Raw genomic sequence first — 17015 nt, forward strand, 5'->3', positions numbered from 1 at the left:
ACGAAGTGACGAGCGTGGGGGTACATGTTCCCTAACCCTTGAGAGCGTTGAGTTCGTCGACGCTGATGCTGTTCTTGTTACGGAACAGCAGCACCAGGATCGCGAGGCCGATCGCCGACTCGGCGGCGGCGACGGTGAGGATGAAGAACACGAACACCTGGCCGTGCATGTCGCCCAGGTAGTAGGAGAACGCGACGAAGTTCATGTTCACCGCCAGCAGCATCAGCTCGATGGCCATCAGCAGCACGATCAGGTTGCGGCGGTTCAGGAAGATGCCGATCACGGACAGCGCGAACAGCATCGCGCCCAGCGACAGGAAGTGTCCGAGGGTGAGGGTCATGCCTTGTTCTCCACGGCCGCGGTCACGGGCTCGGCCGGCGGCGCCGCGACGGTGGGCGGCAGCTTCACGATCTGCAGGCGGTCGCGCGCCTTCACGCGCACCTGGTCCGACGCATCCACATGGCGCGTGTCCTTGCGCTGGCGCAGGGTCAGCGCGATGGCGGCGACGATGGCCACCAGCAGGATCACGGCCGCGACTTCCAGCGGATACAGGTAGTTGGTGTAGAGCAGCTTGCCCAGTTCCTTGGTGTTGGAATACTGAACGCCCTGCGCCGCCGCCTGCACCGCAGCCGACATCGGCCGCGGCTCCTCGGGGCGGAAGCCGCCCATCAGCACGGCCGCCATTTCGAGGGCGATCAGCGCGCCCACGCTGGCCGCGACGGGGAAATGCTTCCAGAAGCCGGCGCGCAGGCTGGACACGTCGATGTCCAGCATCATCACGACGAACAGGAACAGCACCATCACGGCGCCGACGTAGACCAGCACCAGGGAGATGGCGAGGAACTCGGCGCGCAGCAGCAGCCAGACCGCGGAGGCCTGGAAAAAGGCGAGCACGAGGAACAGTGCCGCGTGCACGGGGTTGCGCGCGGTGATCACGCGGAACGCCGCGAACAGCAGCACCGCGGAGAACAGGTAGAAGAATCCGGTTCGGATGTCCATGGTTGTGGTGGTCCTTGTCTTCCCGGAATCAGCGGTATTTCGCGTCGGCCGCCTTGGCTCGCGCGATTTCCTGTTCGTAGCGGTCGCCCACGGCCAGCAGCATGTCCTTGGTGAAGTACAGGTCGCCGCGCTTTTCGCCGTGGTATTCGAGGACGTGCGTCTCCACGATGGAGTCGACCGGGCAGCTTTCCTCGCAAAAGCCGCAGAAGATGCACTTGGTCAGGTCGATGTCGTAGCGGGTGGTGCGGCGTGTGCCGTCAGCGCGCTGGTCCGACTCGATCGTGATCGCCAGCGCCGGGCACACCGCCTCGCACAGCTTGCAGGCGATACAGCGTTCTTCGCCGTTCTCATAGCGGCGCAGCGCGTGCAGTCCGCGAAAGCGCGGCGACAGCGGCGTCTTCTCTTCCGGGAACTGTATGGTGATCTTCCGGGAAAACATGTACTTCCCGGTGATCCTCATGCCCTTGAACAGCTCCCACAGCGCGAAGCTGGAGATGAAGTCCTTGAGCGAGAACGCCGAGGGACGCGGCAGGGTTTGAGCGTTCGAGCTCATGTTCATTTCCAGATGTTGTAGGGCGTTTGCATCCACGCGCCGACCACCACCAGCCACACCAGCGTGACGGGGATGAAGATCTTCCAGCCCAGGCGCATGATCTGGTCGTAGCGGTAGCGCGGGAAGGTGGAACGCACCCACAGGAACACCGTCACGACCATGAAGGTCTTGATGCCCAGCCAGATCCAGCCGGGGATGAAGTCCAGCGCGCCGATCGGCGACAGCCAGCCGCCTAGGAACATGATGACGGCCAGGATGGAGACCAGCCACATGTTGGCGTACTCCGCCAGGAAGAACATGGCGAAGCTCATGCCCGAGTACTCGATCATGTGGCCGGCGACGATTTCCGATTCGCCTTCCACCACGTCGAAGGGGTGGCGATTGGTTTCGGCCAGGCCGGAGATGAAGTACACGAGGAAGATCGGCAGCAGCGGCAGCCAGTTCCAGGACAGGAAGGACAGGCCCATGGAAGCGAACTGGCCCTTGCCCTGCCCCATCACCACGTCGGTCATGTTCAGGCTGCCCGTGACCATCAGCACCACCACCAGCGCGAAGCCCATGGCGATTTCGTAGCTGACCATCTGGGCCGAGGCGCGCAGCGCGCCCAGGAAGGCGTACTTGGAGTTGGAGGCCCAGCCCGCGATGATCACGCCGTACACCTCCAGCGAGGTGATGGCCATGATGAACAGCAGGCCGGCGTTGATGTTGGCCAGCGCCACGTCCGGGCCGAAGGGGATCACGGCCCAGGCCGCCAGCGCCGGCATGATGGTCATGATCGGGCCCAGGTAGAACAGGCCCTTGTTAGCCACCGTGGGCAGGATGATTTCCTTGGTCAGGAGCTTCAGCGCGTCGGCGATCGGCTGCAGCAGGCCGAGCGGCCCGATGCGGTTCGGGCCGATGCGGATCTGGGTGAAGCCGATGGCCTTGCGTTCCCACAGCGTGAGGTAGGCCACCGCGCCCATCAGCGGCAGCACCACGACGATGATCTTGATCAGCGCCCAGATGACGGGCCAGCCGGCCGCGGTCCACCAGGGGGCGGCGATCAGCCCGTTGCCGAAGCTGTAGATGCCGTCGATCATGCCAGCGCTCCTTCCTTCGGCGCGCGCGTGGCCAGCGCGTCGGCCGTGAGCTGCAGCGCCGGCGCCCGGCGCACGATGCCGTCGAGCTGGTAGATCGCGGCGCTGACGGGCGCCTTGCCATCGCCGGACAGCTCGATCGCAGCGGAAGTGGCGTTGTTCAGGCGGCTGCCCTGCACGAAGGCTTCCTTGGCATCCTGTGCGCCGCGGGCAGCGGCGAGCACGTCCTGGGCCGATTCGTAGTCGAAGCCGGAAAGGCCCAGCATGTTGCCCAGCACCCGCAGCACCTTCCATCCGGGACGGGTTTCGCCCAGCGGCTTGACCACGGCGTGGAAGCCTTGCACCCGGCCTTCGGCATTGACGAAGCTGCCGGGCGTCTCAGTCCACGGAGAGATCGGCAGCAGCACGTCGCTGAAGGCCATGTTGGCCTTGAATGGGCTGAGCGTGATGACCATCTCGGACCGGTCCAGCGCGGCGGCGGCCTGGCTGCCGGCGGCGGAATCGAACTCGGGTTCGTTGTTCAGCAGGATCAAGGCCTTGAGGCCGCCGGCCAGCATCTGGCTGGCGTTCAGGCCGCCTGCGCCCGGGACGGCGCCGACCAGCTGCGCGCCGACGGTGTTGGCGGCCTCGGTCAGGTAGCCGACGGTGGCGCCGGTCTGCGCGCCGATCCAGTTCGCCAGCGCCAGCAGCGCCGAGGCACTCGCGTGGTGCGCGGCCGCGTTGCCCAACAGGATCGCCTTGCGCTCACCGGAGAGCAGCGCGGCGGCCAGCGCCTTGGCCGCATCCGTCGCCGTGCCCTGGGCCGGAGCCTGCACGCCCTTGGCCGCGCCCACGGCCGCGGCCACGTCAGCCAGCGCCTGCGCCCATTGCGCAGGCGGCACGATGGCCTGGGCGGCGATGGGCATCGCCCAGTCGTTGTCCTTGTCGTGGATCACCGCCACCCGCGCGCCGCGGCGCACCGCCGCGCGCACCCGCAGCGCGAACAGCGGATGGTCCTTGCGCAGGTTGGAGCCCACCACCAGCGCGCCCTGCAGGCGCGACAGCGAGGCGATTGGGGTGCCGAGCCAGCGCACGCCTTCGGCCGGCGCGAACTGCGCGTGGCGCAGGCGATGGTCGATGTTCTCGCTGCCCAGCGCATTCACCAGCTGCTTGGCGAGGAACAGCTCCTCCACCGTGCTGTGCGGACTGACCAGCGCGCCGATGCTCTTGGCGCCGTGCTCGGCGCGGACGTTCTTCAGGCCGTTGGCGACGTATTCGAGCGCCGTCTGCCAGTCCACCGACTTCCATTCGCCGCCCTGCTTGAGCATGGGCGTGGTCAAGCGGCTGTCCTCGTTGAGCGCTTCGTAGGAGAAGCGGTCGCGGTCGGCCAGCCAGCACTCGTTGACGTCCTCGTTCTCCAGCGGCAGCACGCGCAGGACCTTGTTGTTCTTGACCTGCACGATCAGGTTGGCGCCGGTGGAATCGTGCGGGCTGACCGACTTGCGCCGCGACAGCTCCCACGGGCGGGCGCTGTAGCGGAACGGCTTGCTGGTCAGCGCGCCCACCGGGCACAGGTCGATCATGTTGCCCGAGACCTCGGAGTCCACCGTGTCGCCCAGCACCGTGGTGATCTCGCTGTGTTCGCCGCGATGGATCATTCCCAGTTCCATCACGCCGCCCACTTCCTGGCCGAAGCGCACGCAGCGGGTGCAGTGGATGCAGCGGCTCATCTCCTCCATGGAGATCAGCGGGCCGACATCCTTGTGCAACACCACGCGCTTTTCTTCCTCGTAGCGCGAGGCCGACGCGCCGTATCCGACGGCCAGGTCCTGCAGCTGGCACTCGCCGCCCTGGTCGCAGATCGGGCAGTCCAGCGGGTGGTTGATCAGCAGGAACTCCATCACCGACTTCTGTGCCTTGATCGCCTTGTCGCTGCGCGTGCGCACGATCATCCCGTTGGTCACCGGGGTGGCGCAGGCAGGCATCGGCTTGGGCGCCTTTTCGACGTCCACCAGGCACATGCGGCAGTTCGCCGCGATGGAAAGCTTCTTGTGGTAGCAGAAATGCGGGATATAGGTGCCGGCCTTGTCGGCCGCATGCATCACCATGCTGCCCTCGGCGACCTGTACCTTCTTTCCGTCGAGTTCGATTTCAATCATGGCTTAAGCGCTCCGCGCTTCCGTGCTCACCCTCTTCTCCTGGGAAGAGGCCGCGGTCGGGGTGGAGGCACCGGCTGTCCTGGAGGCGGCCGCGATCTTCGCCTCGAACTCGTGCCTGAAATGCTTGAGCATGGCGCGCACCGGCATCGCGGCGGCATCGCCCAGCGCGCAGATGGTGCGGCCCTGGATGTTGTCGGCCACCGAATCCAGCAGGGCCAGGTCGCCGGCCTTGCCATGCCCGTTGTGGATGCGGTCGACCACGCGCCACATCCAGCCCGTGCCCTCGCGGCAGGGCGTGCACTGGCCGCAGGACTCGTGCATGTAGAAGTAGGACAGGCGCAGCAGCGACTCCACCATGTCGCGCGTCTCGTCCATCACGATGACGGCGCCCGAGCCCAGCATGGAGCCGGCCTTGGCGATGGAGTCGTAGTCCATCGTGCAGTTCATCATGATGTCGGCCGGCAGGACCGGCGCCGACGACCCGCCGGGGATCACCCCCTTGAGCTTGCGCCCGCCGCGCACGCCGCCGCACAGCTCGAGCAGCTTGGAGAAGGGCGTGCCCAGCGGGATTTCGTAGTTGCCGGGCATCTCGACGTCGCCCGAGACCGAGAAGATCTTGGTGCCGCCGTTGTTCGGCTTGCCGCAATCGAGGTAGGCCTGGCCGCCGTTGCGGATGATCCAGGGCACCGCCGCGAACGTCTCGGTGTTGTTGATCGTGGTCGGCTTGCCGTACAGGCCGAAGCTCGCCGGGAACGGCGGCTTGAAGCGCGGCTGGCCCTTCTTGCCTTCCAGCGATTCGAGCAGCGCGGTTTCCTCGCCGCAGATGTAGGCGCCGAAGCCATGGAAGGCGTGCAGCTGGAAGCTGAAGCTGCTGCCCAGGATGTTGTTGCCCAGGTAGCCGGCGGCACGCGCCTCTTCCAACGCTTCCTCGAAGCGGTCGTAAGTCTGGAAGATCTCGCCGTGGATGTAGTTGTAGCCCACCGAGATGCCCATCGCGTAGGCCGCGATGATCATCCCCTCGATGACGATGTGCGGGTTGAACTGCAGGATGTCGCGGTCCTTGCAGGTGCCGGGCTCGCCCTCGTCGGAATTGCACACCAGGTACTTCTGCCCGGGGAACTGGCGCGGCATGAAGCTCCACTTCAGGCCGGTGGGAAAGCCGGCGCCGCCGCGGCCGCGCAGGGCCGATTCCTTGACGGTGGCGATCACCTGGTCGGAGGTGAGGCCCTCCGACAGGATCTTGCGCAAGGCCTTGTAGCCGTCGCGCGCCTCGTAGTCCTTCAGGCGCCAGTTGGTGCCGTTCAGTCCGGTGTAGATCTGCGGGTCGATGTGGCGGTCGTGAAAGCAGGTCTGGACGCCGGTGGCCTGGAACTGCGAGAGAACTTGCTGCGGCGTCATCACGATTGACCCTCCGCGGCACGCAAGCCATCGACCAGCTGGTCGAGCTTTTCGTTGCTCATGAAGCTGCACATGGTGCGGTCGTTGACCAGCATCACCGGCGAGTCGGCGCAGGCACCCAGGCACTCGCATTGCTGCAGCGTGAACAGGCCGTCGGCCGTGGTCTCGCCCATGGCGATGCCCAGCTTCTTCTCCAGGTGGTGCAGCGCCTTGGCGCCGTCGCGCAACTGGCACGGCAGGTTGGTGCACACGTTGAGCTTGTACTTGCCCACCGGGTGCTGGTTGTACATGTTGTAGAAGGTGGTGACCTCGTGCACCGCGATCGGCGCCATCCCGAGGTAGTCGGCCACTTCCTTTTCCGCTTCCCGGCTGACGTGCCCGAGCTCCTGCTGCACGATCGCCAGGCAAGCCATCACGGCGGACTGCTTCTGGTCGGCCGGGTACTTGGCCACTTCCCTGGCGAAGCGGGCCTTGGTGGTTTCAGAAATCATCGATCGATCTCCCCGAACACGATGTCCATCGTGCCGATGACCGCGACGGCGTCGGCGATCATGTGGCCGCGCGACATTTCGTCCATCGCGGCGAGGTGGGCAAAACCAGGGGCACGGATCTTCAGGCGGTACGGCTTGTTGGCGCCGTCGCTCACGATGTAGATGCCGAATTCGCCCTTGGGATGTTCGACGGCGGCGTAGGACTCGCCCTCGGGAACGCGCATGCCTTCCGAGAAGAGCTTGAAATGGTGGATCAACTCCTCCATGTTGGCCTTCATGGACTCGCGGTCCGGCGGCGCCACCTTGTGGTTGTCGGTGATCACCGGGCCGGGATTGGCACGCAGCCAGGCCACGCACTGCTGGATGATCTTGTTGGCCTCGCGCAGCTCCTGCACGCGCACCAGGTAGCGGTCGTAGCTGTCGCCGGTCTTGCCGAGCGGGATGTCGAAGTCCATCTTGTCGTAGACCTCGTAGGGCTGCTTCTTGCGCAGGTCCCAGGCCACCCCCGAGCCGCGCAGCATCGGGCCGGTGAAGCCCAGGTTCAGCGCCCGCTCCGGCGACACAACGCCGATGCCCACCGTGCGCTGCTTCCAGATGCGGTTTTCGGTCAGCAGCGTCTCGTACTCGTCGACGTACTTGGGGAAGCGCTTGGTGAAGGCCTCGATGAAGTCCAGCAGGCTGCCTTGCCTGTCTTCATTGAGCCTGTCGATGGCGCGCTGGTTCTTGACCTTGCTGGCCTGGTACTGCGGCATGCTGTCCGGCAGGTCGCGGTAGACGCCGCCCGGACGGAAATAGGCCGCGTGCATGCGCGCGCCCGACACCGCCTCGTACATGTCGAACAGGTCTTCCCGCTCGCGGAAGCAGTAGATCAGCATGTTCATCGCGCCGCAGTCCAGGCCATGCGCGCCGAGCCACAGCAGGTGGTTCAGCAGGCGCGTGATCTCGGAGAACATGACGCGGATGTACTTTGCGCGGACCGGCACCTCCAGGCCCAGGAGCTTCTCGATCGCCAGGCAGTACGCGTGCTCGTTGCACATCATCGAGACGTAGTCCAGGCGGTCCATGTAGGGCAGCGTCTGGATGTAGGTGCGGGTCTCGGCGAGTTTTTCGGTGGCGCGGTGCAGCAGGCCGATGTGCGGGTCGGCGCGCTGGATCACTTCACCGTCCAGCTCGAGCACCAGGCGCAGCACGCCGTGCGCCGCCGGGTGCTGCGGGCCGAAGTTGAGGGTGTAGTTCTTGATTTCTGCCATGGCGTTGCCCAGAGCGCTAGGCGCTCACTGCAGCTCCCCGTAGTTGTCCTCGCGGATGATCCGCGGCGTGATCTCGCGCGGCTCGATGGTCACGGGCTGGTAGATGACGCGCTGGCGCTCCGCGTCGTAGCGCATCTCCGTGTAGCCGGAGACGGGGAAATCCTTGCGGAACGGGTGGCCGATGAAGCCGTAGTCGGTCAGGATGCGGCGCAGGTCGCTGTGCCCCTCGAACACGATCCCGTACAGGTCGAAGGCCTCGCGCTCGAACCAGTTGGCCGAGTTCCACAGCGGCGTCACCGAGTCGACCACCGGCAGGTCGTCGTCGGCCAGGAACACCTTCAGGCGCACGCGCTGGTTCAGGCTCACGGACAGCAGGTGCGAGACCACGGCATAGCGCGGGCCGTCCCACTCGCCGTTGCCATAGCCGGAGTAGTCCACGCCGCACAGGTCGAGCAGCTGCTCGAAGCGGCAGCCGGGCGCGTCGCGCAATGCCTTGGCGGCGGCCAGGTAGTTGTCCGGCGCGACCGTGACGGTCACCTCGCCGACGCTCAGGTCGACGCGCTTGGCCAGGGGGCCCAGGACGGTGGTGACGGTTTGCTGGAGAGCAGCCGGGTCGACGGCGAAAGCGGTGGTCGTCATCGCGTCAGGCCCTCGCGATCGTCTGGGTGCGGCGGATCTTCTGCTGCAGCTGGATGATCCCGTAGAGCAGGGCTTCGGCGGTCGGCGGGCAGCCGGGCACGTAGACGTCCACCGGCACGATGCGGTCGCAGCCGCGCACCACCGAATAGCTGTAGTGGTAGTAGCCGCCGCCGTTGGCGCACGAGCCCATGGACAGCACCCAGCGCGGCTCGGGCATCTGGTCGTAGACCTTGCGCAGCGCCGGCGCCATCTTGTTGCACAGCGTGCCGGCCACGATCATCAGGTCGGACTGGCGCGGGCTGGGCCGGAACAGCATGCCGAAGCGGTCGATGTCGTAGCGCGCGGCGCCCGCGTGCATCATCTCCACCGCGCAGCATGCAAGGCCGAAAGTCATGGGCCAGAGCGAGCCGGTCTTGGCCCAGTTGATGACGGAGTCCACGGTCGTCGTGACCAGGCCCTTGTCGAGAATGCCTTCAGTTGCCATGGCGGTTGTCCTGCGCGGCACGTGCCGGGATGTCACTCCCAGTCGAGCGCGCCCTTCTTCCATTCGTAAATGAACCCCACCACGAGAATGGCGAGGAAGATCATCATCGACCAGAAGCCGACCGCGCCGATGTCCTTGAGCGCCACGGCCCAGGGGAAGAGAAACGCGATTTCGAGGTCGAACAGGATGAACAGGATGGCCACGAGGTAGTAGCGCACGTCGAATTTCATGCGCGCGTCCTCGAAGGCTTCAAAGCCGCATTCGTAGGGAGAGTTCTTTGCGGCGTCGGGCTTCTGGAAGCCCAGGAACCGGGCTGCGCCCCAGCCAATCAGCTGCGGGGCAACCCCGACGCCAACCCCGACCAGGATGAACAGAAGGACAGGCAGGTACTGGTCAAGGTTCATCTAGGGGCTCTCGTCACCGCTGGGGCCCGCGGGCATGGCCGCGAGACCGCTTTTTTGTTTGGTGCCGTCGGCGAGACTCGAACTCGCACAGCTTTCGCCACTACCCCCTCAAGATAGCGTGTCTACCAATTTCACCACGACGGCGGTTTGCTAACTCGCCCGGACCGACGCGAGGATTTTTGTGATTTTTGTTGCCGTCCGGACAGCCTAGGAGTTTACCCTGAAACGAAGCTGTTTCGAAGCTGTTGCTTACGAAGCCCCGTCACTTTAGTCACTTCATTTCGTCGGGATCTGCGCAGCCCCTGATGCCGCAGGTGCAGCCGGCGTCGCCGTGGCTCCGGACTGTGCGGGCGCCGCGGTGCCGGGGATCTGCGCTGCCCCGGAGGCCGCGGGTGCGGGCGGCGGCGCAACGACGGCGCGTTCAAGCACGCTGCCCGATTCGGGGGCCCGCAGGTTGCCGAAATACGCCAGCGCCAGCGTGCAGATGAAGAACACGGCGGCAAGCACAGCCGTGGTGCGCGAGAGGAAGTTGGCGCTGCCCGAGGCGCCGAAGAGGCTGCCCGAGGCGCCGCTGCCGAAGGCCGCGCCCATGTCCGCGCCCTTGCCGTGCTGGATGAGGATGAGCCCGATCATGGCCAGCGCGGTCAGCATCTGGGCCGCGAGGATGATGGTGAGCAATACGTTCATTTGTCCTGTCACTCCTAGGTTTTTTTGTCCGCGCGCCCTGAAAGCTCAGACGGCGGCGATGATCTGCAGAAAGTCCGCGGCCTTCAGCGAGGCGCCGCCGACCAGTCCGCCGTCGATATCCGGCTGAGCCAGCAGCTGCGCGGCATTGCCCGCGTTCATGCTGCCGCCGTAGAGGATGTGCACGCGCTCGGCATGCCCGGTGGCGGCCTTCAGTTGCGCGCGCAGCAGCGCGTGCACTTCCTGCGCCTGCTCCGGCGTGGCCGTCCTGCCCGTGCCGATCGCCCACATCGGCTCATACGCGACCACGATCTCGCTGATGCAGTGGCCGTTGACGTGGATCACGGCCGCCAATTGGCGCTTGACCACGTCCTGGGTCTGGCCGGCTTCGCGCTCGGCGAGGGTTTCGCCCACGCACACGATGGGCGTGACGCCGCCGGCCAGCGCCGCCTTGACCTTTTCGGCCACCAGCGCATCGGTCTCCCCGTGGTACTGGCGGCGCTCGGAGTGCCCCACGATCGCGTAGCGCACGCCGAATTCCCTCAGCATGGCCGCGCAGACCTCGCCGGTGTAGGCGCCCTGCGCGTGCTGCGACACGTCCTGGGCGCCGAGCTCGAGCCGGGTGCCGGCGCGCAGCGCGTTGACCTGCGCCAGGTAGGGCGCCGGCACGCAGACTGCGACCTCGCAGCGCGCCTCGCCCATCCCCGCGGCCACGGCGCGCACCAGGGCCTCGTTGGCCGCCAGGTTGCCGTTCATCTTCCAGTTGCCGGCGATCAGCTTGTTTTGAGGCATGTTCTTCCGTCTCTACCAGGTCAGGACGATCTTGCCGACGTGCTGGTTGGATTCCATCAGCTCGTGGGCTTTGGATGCATCGGCGGCGGGGAAGGTGCTGTGGATCACGGGCTTGATCTTGCCGCCCTCGATCAGCGGCCACACGTTCTTCTTCAGCGCGGCGGCGATGGCTGCCTTGAAGGCGACTGGACGCGGGCGCAGCGTGGAGCCGGTGATCGTCAGGCGGCGGCGCAGCACCAGGCCGGCATTGACTTCACTCTTGGTCCCGCCCTGCACGGCGATGATCACCACGCGACCATCCTCGGCCAGGCATTCGAGCTCGCGCGCGACGTAGCCGCCGGCGACCATGTCGAGGATGACGTCCACGCCCTTGCCGCCGGTGACTTGCTTCGCCTCCTGGGCGAAATCCTGGGTCTTGTAGTTGATCGCGGCGTCGGCGCCGAGTTTCAGGCAGGCCTGGCACTTGTCGTCGCTGCCCGCGGTGGCGATCACCTTGCCGGCCCCCAGGGCCTTGGTCATCTGGATGGCAGTCACGCCGATGCCGCTGGTGCCGCCCTGGACCAGGAAGGTCTCGCCCGGCTGCAGGCGCCCGCGGTCGAACACGTTGCTCCAGACGGTGAAGAAGGTCTCCGGCAAGGAGGCCGCCTCGATGTCCGACAGGCCCTTCGGGACCGGCAGGCACTGGCCGATGGGCGCGACGCACAGCTCGGCGTAGCCGCCGCCGGCCACCAGCGCGCACACGCGGTCACCCTTCTTGAAGCCGGCCGCGGCCAGTTCCGGGTCGTCACCACCAACGATCTCGCCCGCCACCTCCAGCCCGGGGATGTCGGAAGCGCCTGGCGGCACCGGATAGTTGCCGGTGCGCTGCAGAACGTCGGGACGGTTGATCCCGCTGGCCGTGACGCGAATCAACAGCTCACCCGCGGCCGGCACGGGCGCAGGCCGGTCGCCCAGGCGCAGCACGCCGGGCGGGCCGAAGGCGCTGATCTCGACCGCTTTCACTCTTGCGGCGGCGTGTCGACGGTGGTTTCCTGCGCACGCGGCTCACGCGGCTCACGCGGCTCGCGGGCCTCACGCGGTTCGCGGGGCTCGCGCGGCGGACGGTCGCCACGCGGCTCGCGCGGCGGACGCTCGTCGCCCATGCCGGCCGGACGCTCGAGCAGCGCCTTCATGGACAGCTTGACGCGGCCCTTCTCGTCGGTCTCCAGCACCTTCACGCGCACAACCTGGCCTTCGCTCAGGTAGTCGGTGACCTTCTCCACGCGCTCGTGCGCAATCTGGCTGATGTGCAGCAGGCCGTCCTTGCCCGGCAGCAGGTTCACCAGCGCGCCGAAGTCCAGCAGCTTGGTGATCGGGCCTTCGTAGATCTTGCCCACCTCGACCTCGGCCGTGATCTCCTCGATGCGCTTCTTCGCGAATTCGGCCTTGTCGGCGTCGGTCGAGGCGATGGTGATGGTGCCGTCCTCGGCGATGTCGATCGTGCAGCCGGTCTCTTCGGTGAGCGCGCGGATGGTGGCGCCGCCCTTGCCGATCACGTCGCGGATCTTCTCCGGGTTGATCTTCATCGTGTACAGGCGCGGCGCGAAGGTGCTGACCTCGGTCTTGGCCTCGCCCAGCGCGTCCTGCATCTTGCCCAGGATGTGCATGCGCGCTTCCTTGGCCTGCGCCAGGGCGACCTGCATGATCTCCTTGGTGATGCCCTGGATCTTGATGTCCATCTGGAGGGCGGTGATGCCGTTGGTCGTGCCGGCCACCTTGAAGTCCATGTCGCCGAGGTGATCCTCGTCGCCCAGGATGTCGGTCAGCACCGCGAAGCGGTTGCCTTCCTTGATCAGGCCCATGGCGATGCCAGCGACGTGCGCCTTCATCGGCACGCCGGCGTCCATCAGCGACAGGCAGCCGCCGCAGACCGAGGCCATCGACGAGGAGCCGTTGGATTCCAGGATCTCGGACACCACGCGCATGGTGTAGGGGAACTCTTCCTTGGACGGCAGGCAGGCGACGAGCGCGCGCTTGGCCAGGCGGCCGTGGCCGATCTCGCGGCGCTTGGTCGAGCCCATGCGGCCCACTTCGCCGGTGGCGAAGGGGGGCATGTTGTAGTGGAACATGAAGCGGTCTTCGTACTCGCCCATCAGCGCGTCGATGCGCTGCGCGTCGCGCTCGGTGCCCAGCGTGGTGACCACCAGGGCTTGCGTCTCGCCGCGGGTGAACAGCGCCGAGCCGTGGGTGCGCGGCAGCGCGCCGGTGCGGATCTCGATCGGGCGCACGGTGCGGGTGTCGCGCCCGTCGATGCGCGGCTCGCCAGCCAGGATCTGGCTGCGCACGATGTTGGACTCGATGCCGAACAGCAGGTCGTCGACCTTCACGGCGTCGAACTCGACGCCGTCGGCCTTCAGCGCCGCGTGCACGGAGGCGCTGGCCTCGCGCAGGGCCTGGGTGCGGGCCTGCTTGCTGCGGATCTGGTAGGCCGCACGGAACTTCTCTTCGGCGATGCCCTTCACCTTGGCGATGAAGGATTCATCCCTGGCCGGCGCTTGCCAGTCCCACACCGGCTTGCCGGCGTCGCGCACCAGCTCGTGGATCGCGTTGATGGCGATCTTGGCCTGCTCGTGGCCGTAGACCACGCCGCCCAGCATGACTTCCTCGGACAGCTGCAGGGCCTCGGATTCGACCATCAGCACCGCCGATTCGGTGCCGGCGACGACCAGGTCCATGTCGGACATCTTGCGCGCCGTCTGGCCCGGGTTCAGGACGTATTCACCGTTGACGTAGCCCACGCGCGCAGCGCCGATCGGGCCGGCGAAGGGGATGCCGGAGACGGCCAGCGCGGCGCTGGTGCCGATCATGGCGGCGATGTCGGCGTCGACTTCGGGGTTCAGCGACAGCGTGTGGATGACCACGTGCACTTCGTTGAAGAAGCCTTCCGGGAACAGCGGGCGGATCGGGCGGTCGATCAGGCGCGAGGTCAGCGTCTCATGCTCGCTCGGCTTGGCTTCGCGCTTGAAGAAGCTGCCCGGGATCTTGCCGGCGGCGTAGGTCTTCTCGATGTAGTCGACCGTCAGCGGGAAGAAGTCCTGGCCGGGCTTGGCAGCCTTGGAAGCGGCGACCGTGGCGAGGATGACGGTGTCGTCGATGTTGACGATGACGGCACCCGAAGCCTGGCGGGCGATCTCGCCCGTTTCCAGCGTGACGGTGTGCGAGCCCCATTGGAAGCTCTTGGTGACCTTGTTGAACATGCTCATGTTCGACTCTCCTTGTTGTGGTTGGGAGTCGGAGCGACTTGGCCGAACACGATGCCATTCCAGCAGTGGCCCTTGCGGGGCCGCTCTTGGAATGACACAGCGCGTGGTCGGTTTGGGTCTCTCCGGATGCGAAAAACGCCTGAGCCAGCCTCTTGCTTGCTCAGGCGCCCTTCATTCAGGCTTGCGCTTACTTGCGCAGGCCCAGCTTGCCGATCAGCGCCGTGTAGCGGTCGGCATCCGTGTCCTTCAGGTACGCCAGCAGGCTCTTGCGGCGGTTCACCATGCGCAGGAGGCCGCGGCGGCCATGGTGGTCCTTGGCGTGGGTCTTGAAGTGCGGGGTGAGTTCGTTGATGCGGGCAGTCAGCAGCGCGACTTGCACTTCGGGGCTGCCCGTGTCGTTCGCGCCGCGCGCGTTGGCCTTGACGATCTCGGCCTTATTGATGCTCATGCGGTTTCCTTGAGTGGTTTTAACTTGCGTTGGGGGCTGGAACTGCCGCCCAACGTGCGCTCCGCAGGATGCGGAACCGCCCATTATAGCCCGCCTCCCGTTTCACCGCCCCGGAGCTCATGCGCGACAACCCCGGAGGGTGGGCCTGCGCCGCTTCGCCAAAGGGTAACTCTGCAGTTGCATTCCGCAGGCGGTGCGGGCGATGCCTCATACTAGCCGTCAACGTAAGGGGACTTGATATGAATGATCGGGCGCAAGAGCTTGCCCTCATGGAAGCTGCAGCGGTAGAGATCGAATCGCTGGAAGCCGCTGCCGAACGACGCTTCGACCAGGTTTTCGCGAATGCCGAGGCTGCGGGCGAGCCCGAGGCCGCGCTGAAAAGCGAAGAATTCACCAGGTGGCTGGCGGCGCGCCGCGACACCGACGCGGCCTGGGGCCGCTGGTCACTCGTGATGTCGCCCGGGCGTCCGGCCTGATGACGCAGGGGCCTTCGAAACAGGCGTGATTGCGCACGCTGTCCAACTCATCTGCAGGGTGTTTCGGACCGCCGCGGCGGTTTGACCGATAATACGGGTTGCAGCGCGCGCAGGCGCCTGCGACTCTCGCGGTGATCGGTCAGTTTTGCCTTTTCGAATGAATCCCATGAATTTGTGATTGCATCCGGGCTCTTTATCGCACCCTAGCTTTCTACTTTCATGGAGTCCCTCATGGGCAATCGAATCTACGTGGGCAACCTGCCCTACACTTTCCGCGACAGCGACATGGAACAGGCCTTCAGCCAGTTCGGCACCGTCAACAGCGTCAAGGTCATGATGGACCGCGACACCGGCCGCTCGAAGGGCTTCGGCTTCGTCGAGATGTCGAGTGACGCGGAGGCCGAGGCCGCAATCCGCGGCATGAATGGCCAAGAGTACGGCGGCCGCGGTCTCGTGGTGAACGAAGCCCGCCCGATGGAACAGCGCGCGCCCCGCACGGGTGGCGGTGGTTTCGGCGGCGGCGGTGGTTACGGCGGCGGCGGTCGTCGCTCCTACTAAGCCCGTCCAGCGGCTCCAGCAGCGCGGGTGGATTCCCGCGCTCAGTGCGGACACCTTCCGCCCTGCTCCTGGAACTCTCCCCCTGCGCCCTGACCAAGGGGCACATCATGTTCAGGCACCTGCCCGAACGCCGGGCTGCGGCCGCGGCTGGCATGCGCCGATGACGAGCGGCGCCGGCGGCGCCCGCTGATTTCAGTCGCCCCCCGCCTCGAGGGCCGCGCTCAGCCGCCCGATCGCAGCCAGCCCGCCAGGCGCCGCACGCCCTTTTCCAATCGCCCCGGATCCCGGGAGGCGAAGCACCAGCGCAGCCAGCCCTGGGCCTCGGGCGCGAAGGCATTGCCCGGCGCCAGGCCGATCCCCGCCTCGGCCACCAAGCGCTTGGCCAGCACCAGCGAATCGTCGAAACCGTCGAGCTTGAAGAAGGCGTACATGCCGCCCTTCGCAGGGCTGAGCTCCACGCCCGGCAGCGCTTGCAACAGGGGCACCAGGGTGTCGCGGCAGGCCTTGAGGTGCGCCACCACCCGCGGCGTCACATCGTCGGTGTGCGTGATTGCAGCCAGGGCGGCGCGCTGCGTGAAGACGCTGGCGCAGGAGGTGTTGAACTCGATGAGCTTGCCCATGTGGTGCGTCATGGCCGGCGGCATCACCAGCCAGCCCAGGCGCCAGCCGGTCATCAGGAAACTCTTGGAGAAGCTATGGGCGATGACCAGCCGGTCGTCGGGCTGCGCGATGTCCAGGAAGCTCGGCGCGCAGCCGTTGGGCGTGGGGTCGAAGTACAGGCGCTCGTAGACCTCGTCCGCCAGGATCCAGGTCCCGGTCCGGCGGCAGTGCTCCAGGATGGCCCGCTGCTCGTCCCGGGTCAGGGTCCAGCCGGTGGGGTTGTTCGGCGCATTGACGATCAGCAGCCGGGTGGCCGGCGTGATGGCCGCCAACAGGGCCTGCAGGTCCAGCTGCCAGGCGCCGCCTTGCGGCCGCAGCGGCACGGTCCGCAGCTTCGCTCCCATGATCAGGGCCTGCGCCGTCAGGTTGGGCCAGACCGGCGTGACAGCCACCACCTCGTCGCCGGCGTCCACCAGCGCCTGGCAGGCCAGCATCAGGGCGTTGACGCCACCGGAGGTGACCGCGATGCGCCCGGCGCCGACCGGCCCGTGCAGCTTCGAGGTGTAGGCGCCGATCGCTTCGCGCAGTTCCGGCAGGCCCAGGTTGTGGGCATAGAAGGTCTCGCCCTGCCTGAGCGACGCGATGGCGGCCTCGCGGATGAAGTCCGGCGTGACTTCGTCGCTCTCGCCGAACCAGAACGCCAGCACGTCGCTGCGCCCCATGCCGGCATTGGCGACTTCGCGGATCTTGGATTCTTCGAGGTTCTGGACAGTACTGCGCATC

Annotated in this window: 19 protein-coding genes and 1 tRNA gene; 2 read left to right on the forward strand and 18 right to left on the reverse strand. The window is 66.5% G+C overall.

Going from position 1 to position 17015, the window contains the following annotated elements; genetic code table 11:
- Positions 1–31: 31 nt before the first annotated feature.
- From nuoK to rpsO, 17 genes are all read right to left on the reverse strand, one after another.
- Positions 32–340, reverse strand: a complete 309-nt coding sequence (nuoK, locus tag UC35_RS02465; protein WP_061495848.1) for an NADH-quinone oxidoreductase subunit NuoK — start codon at positions 338–340, stop codon at positions 32–34.
- The gene (locus tag UC35_RS02470) at positions 337–999 is read right to left on the reverse strand and encodes an NADH-quinone oxidoreductase subunit J (protein ID WP_061495850.1); all 663 of its coding nucleotides are present in this window, start codon (positions 997–999) and stop codon (positions 337–339) included. The genes nuoK and UC35_RS02470 overlap by 4 nt, the downstream gene beginning before the upstream one ends.
- Before the next feature lie 28 nt (positions 1000–1027).
- Positions 1028–1552, reverse strand: a complete 525-nt coding sequence (gene nuoI, locus UC35_RS02475) for an NADH-quinone oxidoreductase subunit NuoI (protein ID WP_061503646.1) — start codon at positions 1550–1552, stop codon at positions 1028–1030.
- A 2-nt stretch (positions 1553–1554) separates the two neighbouring features.
- Entirely contained in the window at positions 1555–2631 is a 1077-nt protein-coding gene (gene nuoH, locus UC35_RS02480; protein ID WP_061495852.1) for an NADH-quinone oxidoreductase subunit NuoH, read from the reverse strand.
- Positions 2628–4766, reverse strand: a complete 2139-nt coding sequence (nuoG, locus tag UC35_RS02485) for an NADH-quinone oxidoreductase subunit NuoG (RefSeq protein ID WP_061495855.1) — start codon at positions 4764–4766, stop codon at positions 2628–2630. The genes nuoH and nuoG overlap by 4 nt, the downstream gene beginning before the upstream one ends.
- Positions 4767–4769: 3 nt before the next feature.
- Positions 4770–6164 carry an NADH-quinone oxidoreductase subunit NuoF gene (nuoF, locus tag UC35_RS02490; protein ID WP_227820437.1) on the reverse strand — a complete coding sequence of 465 codons (1395 nt, stop codon included), beginning with the start codon at positions 6162–6164 and terminating at the stop codon, positions 4770–4772.
- Positions 6164–6655: an NADH-quinone oxidoreductase subunit NuoE gene (gene nuoE / locus UC35_RS02495; RefSeq protein ID WP_061495859.1), complete on the reverse strand. Its 492-nt coding sequence runs from the start codon at positions 6653–6655 to the stop codon at positions 6164–6166. Before nuoE ends, nuoF begins: the two co-directional genes overlap by 1 nt.
- Entirely contained in the window at positions 6652–7905 is a 1254-nt protein-coding gene (locus tag UC35_RS02500) for an NADH-quinone oxidoreductase subunit D (protein WP_061495861.1), read from the reverse strand. The genes nuoE and UC35_RS02500 overlap by 4 nt, the downstream gene beginning before the upstream one ends.
- Before the next feature lie 24 nt (positions 7906–7929).
- On the reverse strand, positions 7930–8544 hold the full coding sequence (locus UC35_RS02505; RefSeq protein WP_061495863.1) for an NADH-quinone oxidoreductase subunit C: 615 nt from the start codon (positions 8542–8544) through the stop codon (positions 7930–7932).
- 4 nt (positions 8545–8548) lie between these two features.
- Positions 8549–9028: a NuoB/complex I 20 kDa subunit family protein gene (locus tag UC35_RS02510; RefSeq protein WP_061495865.1), complete on the reverse strand. Its 480-nt coding sequence runs from the start codon at positions 9026–9028 to the stop codon at positions 8549–8551.
- Positions 9029–9060: 32 nt separating this feature from the next.
- A complete protein-coding gene (locus tag UC35_RS02515; protein WP_061495868.1) occupies positions 9061–9432 on the reverse strand; it encodes an NADH-quinone oxidoreductase subunit A in 372 nt (123 codons plus the stop codon).
- Between the two features lie 59 nt (positions 9433–9491).
- A tRNA-Leu gene (locus UC35_RS02520) sits at positions 9492–9576 on the reverse strand.
- A gap of 132 nt (positions 9577–9708) precedes the next feature.
- A complete protein-coding gene (secG, locus tag UC35_RS02525; protein WP_061495870.1) occupies positions 9709–10119 on the reverse strand; it encodes a preprotein translocase subunit SecG in 411 nt (136 codons plus the stop codon).
- A 45-nt stretch (positions 10120–10164) separates the two neighbouring features.
- Positions 10165–10908, reverse strand: coding sequence for a triose-phosphate isomerase (gene tpiA, locus UC35_RS02530; protein WP_061495872.1), 744 nt, complete (start codon positions 10906–10908; stop codon positions 10165–10167).
- A 12-nt stretch (positions 10909–10920) separates the two neighbouring features.
- A complete protein-coding gene (locus UC35_RS02535; protein WP_061495874.1) occupies positions 10921–11910 on the reverse strand; it encodes an NAD(P)H-quinone oxidoreductase in 990 nt (329 codons plus the stop codon).
- Positions 11907–14150: a polyribonucleotide nucleotidyltransferase gene (pnp, locus tag UC35_RS02540; RefSeq protein ID WP_061495877.1), complete on the reverse strand. Its 2244-nt coding sequence runs from the start codon at positions 14148–14150 to the stop codon at positions 11907–11909. Before pnp ends, UC35_RS02535 begins: the two co-directional genes overlap by 4 nt.
- A gap of 187 nt (positions 14151–14337) precedes the next feature.
- Positions 14338–14598 (reverse strand): 30S ribosomal protein S15, encoded by a 261-nt coding sequence (gene rpsO, locus UC35_RS02545; RefSeq protein WP_061495879.1) that lies wholly within the window; start codon positions 14596–14598, stop codon positions 14338–14340.
- 239 nt (positions 14599–14837) lie between these two features.
- Between rpsO and UC35_RS02550 the strand changes: the two genes are divergently transcribed.
- Both UC35_RS02550 and UC35_RS02555 read left to right on the forward strand, forming a co-directional pair.
- Positions 14838–15074, forward strand: a complete 237-nt coding sequence (locus tag UC35_RS02550; RefSeq protein ID WP_145979313.1) for a hypothetical protein — start codon at positions 14838–14840, stop codon at positions 15072–15074.
- 231 nt (positions 15075–15305) lie between these two features.
- Complete coding sequence (locus UC35_RS02555; RefSeq protein WP_061495883.1) at positions 15306–15632, forward strand: RNA recognition motif domain-containing protein; 327 nt, start codon at positions 15306–15308, stop codon at positions 15630–15632.
- Positions 15633–15853: 221 nt separating this feature from the next.
- On the opposite strand, the gene UC35_RS02560 is transcribed toward UC35_RS02555, so the two are convergent.
- On the reverse strand, positions 15854–17014 hold the full coding sequence (locus UC35_RS02560; protein WP_061495885.1) for a pyridoxal phosphate-dependent aminotransferase: 1161 nt from the start codon (positions 17012–17014) through the stop codon (positions 15854–15856).
- Position 17015: the final 1 nt, after the last annotated feature.

This window comes from Ramlibacter tataouinensis (genome assembly GCF_001580455.1).
Taxonomy (GTDB): domain Bacteria; phylum Pseudomonadota; class Gammaproteobacteria; order Burkholderiales; family Burkholderiaceae_C; genus Ramlibacter; species Ramlibacter tataouinensis_B.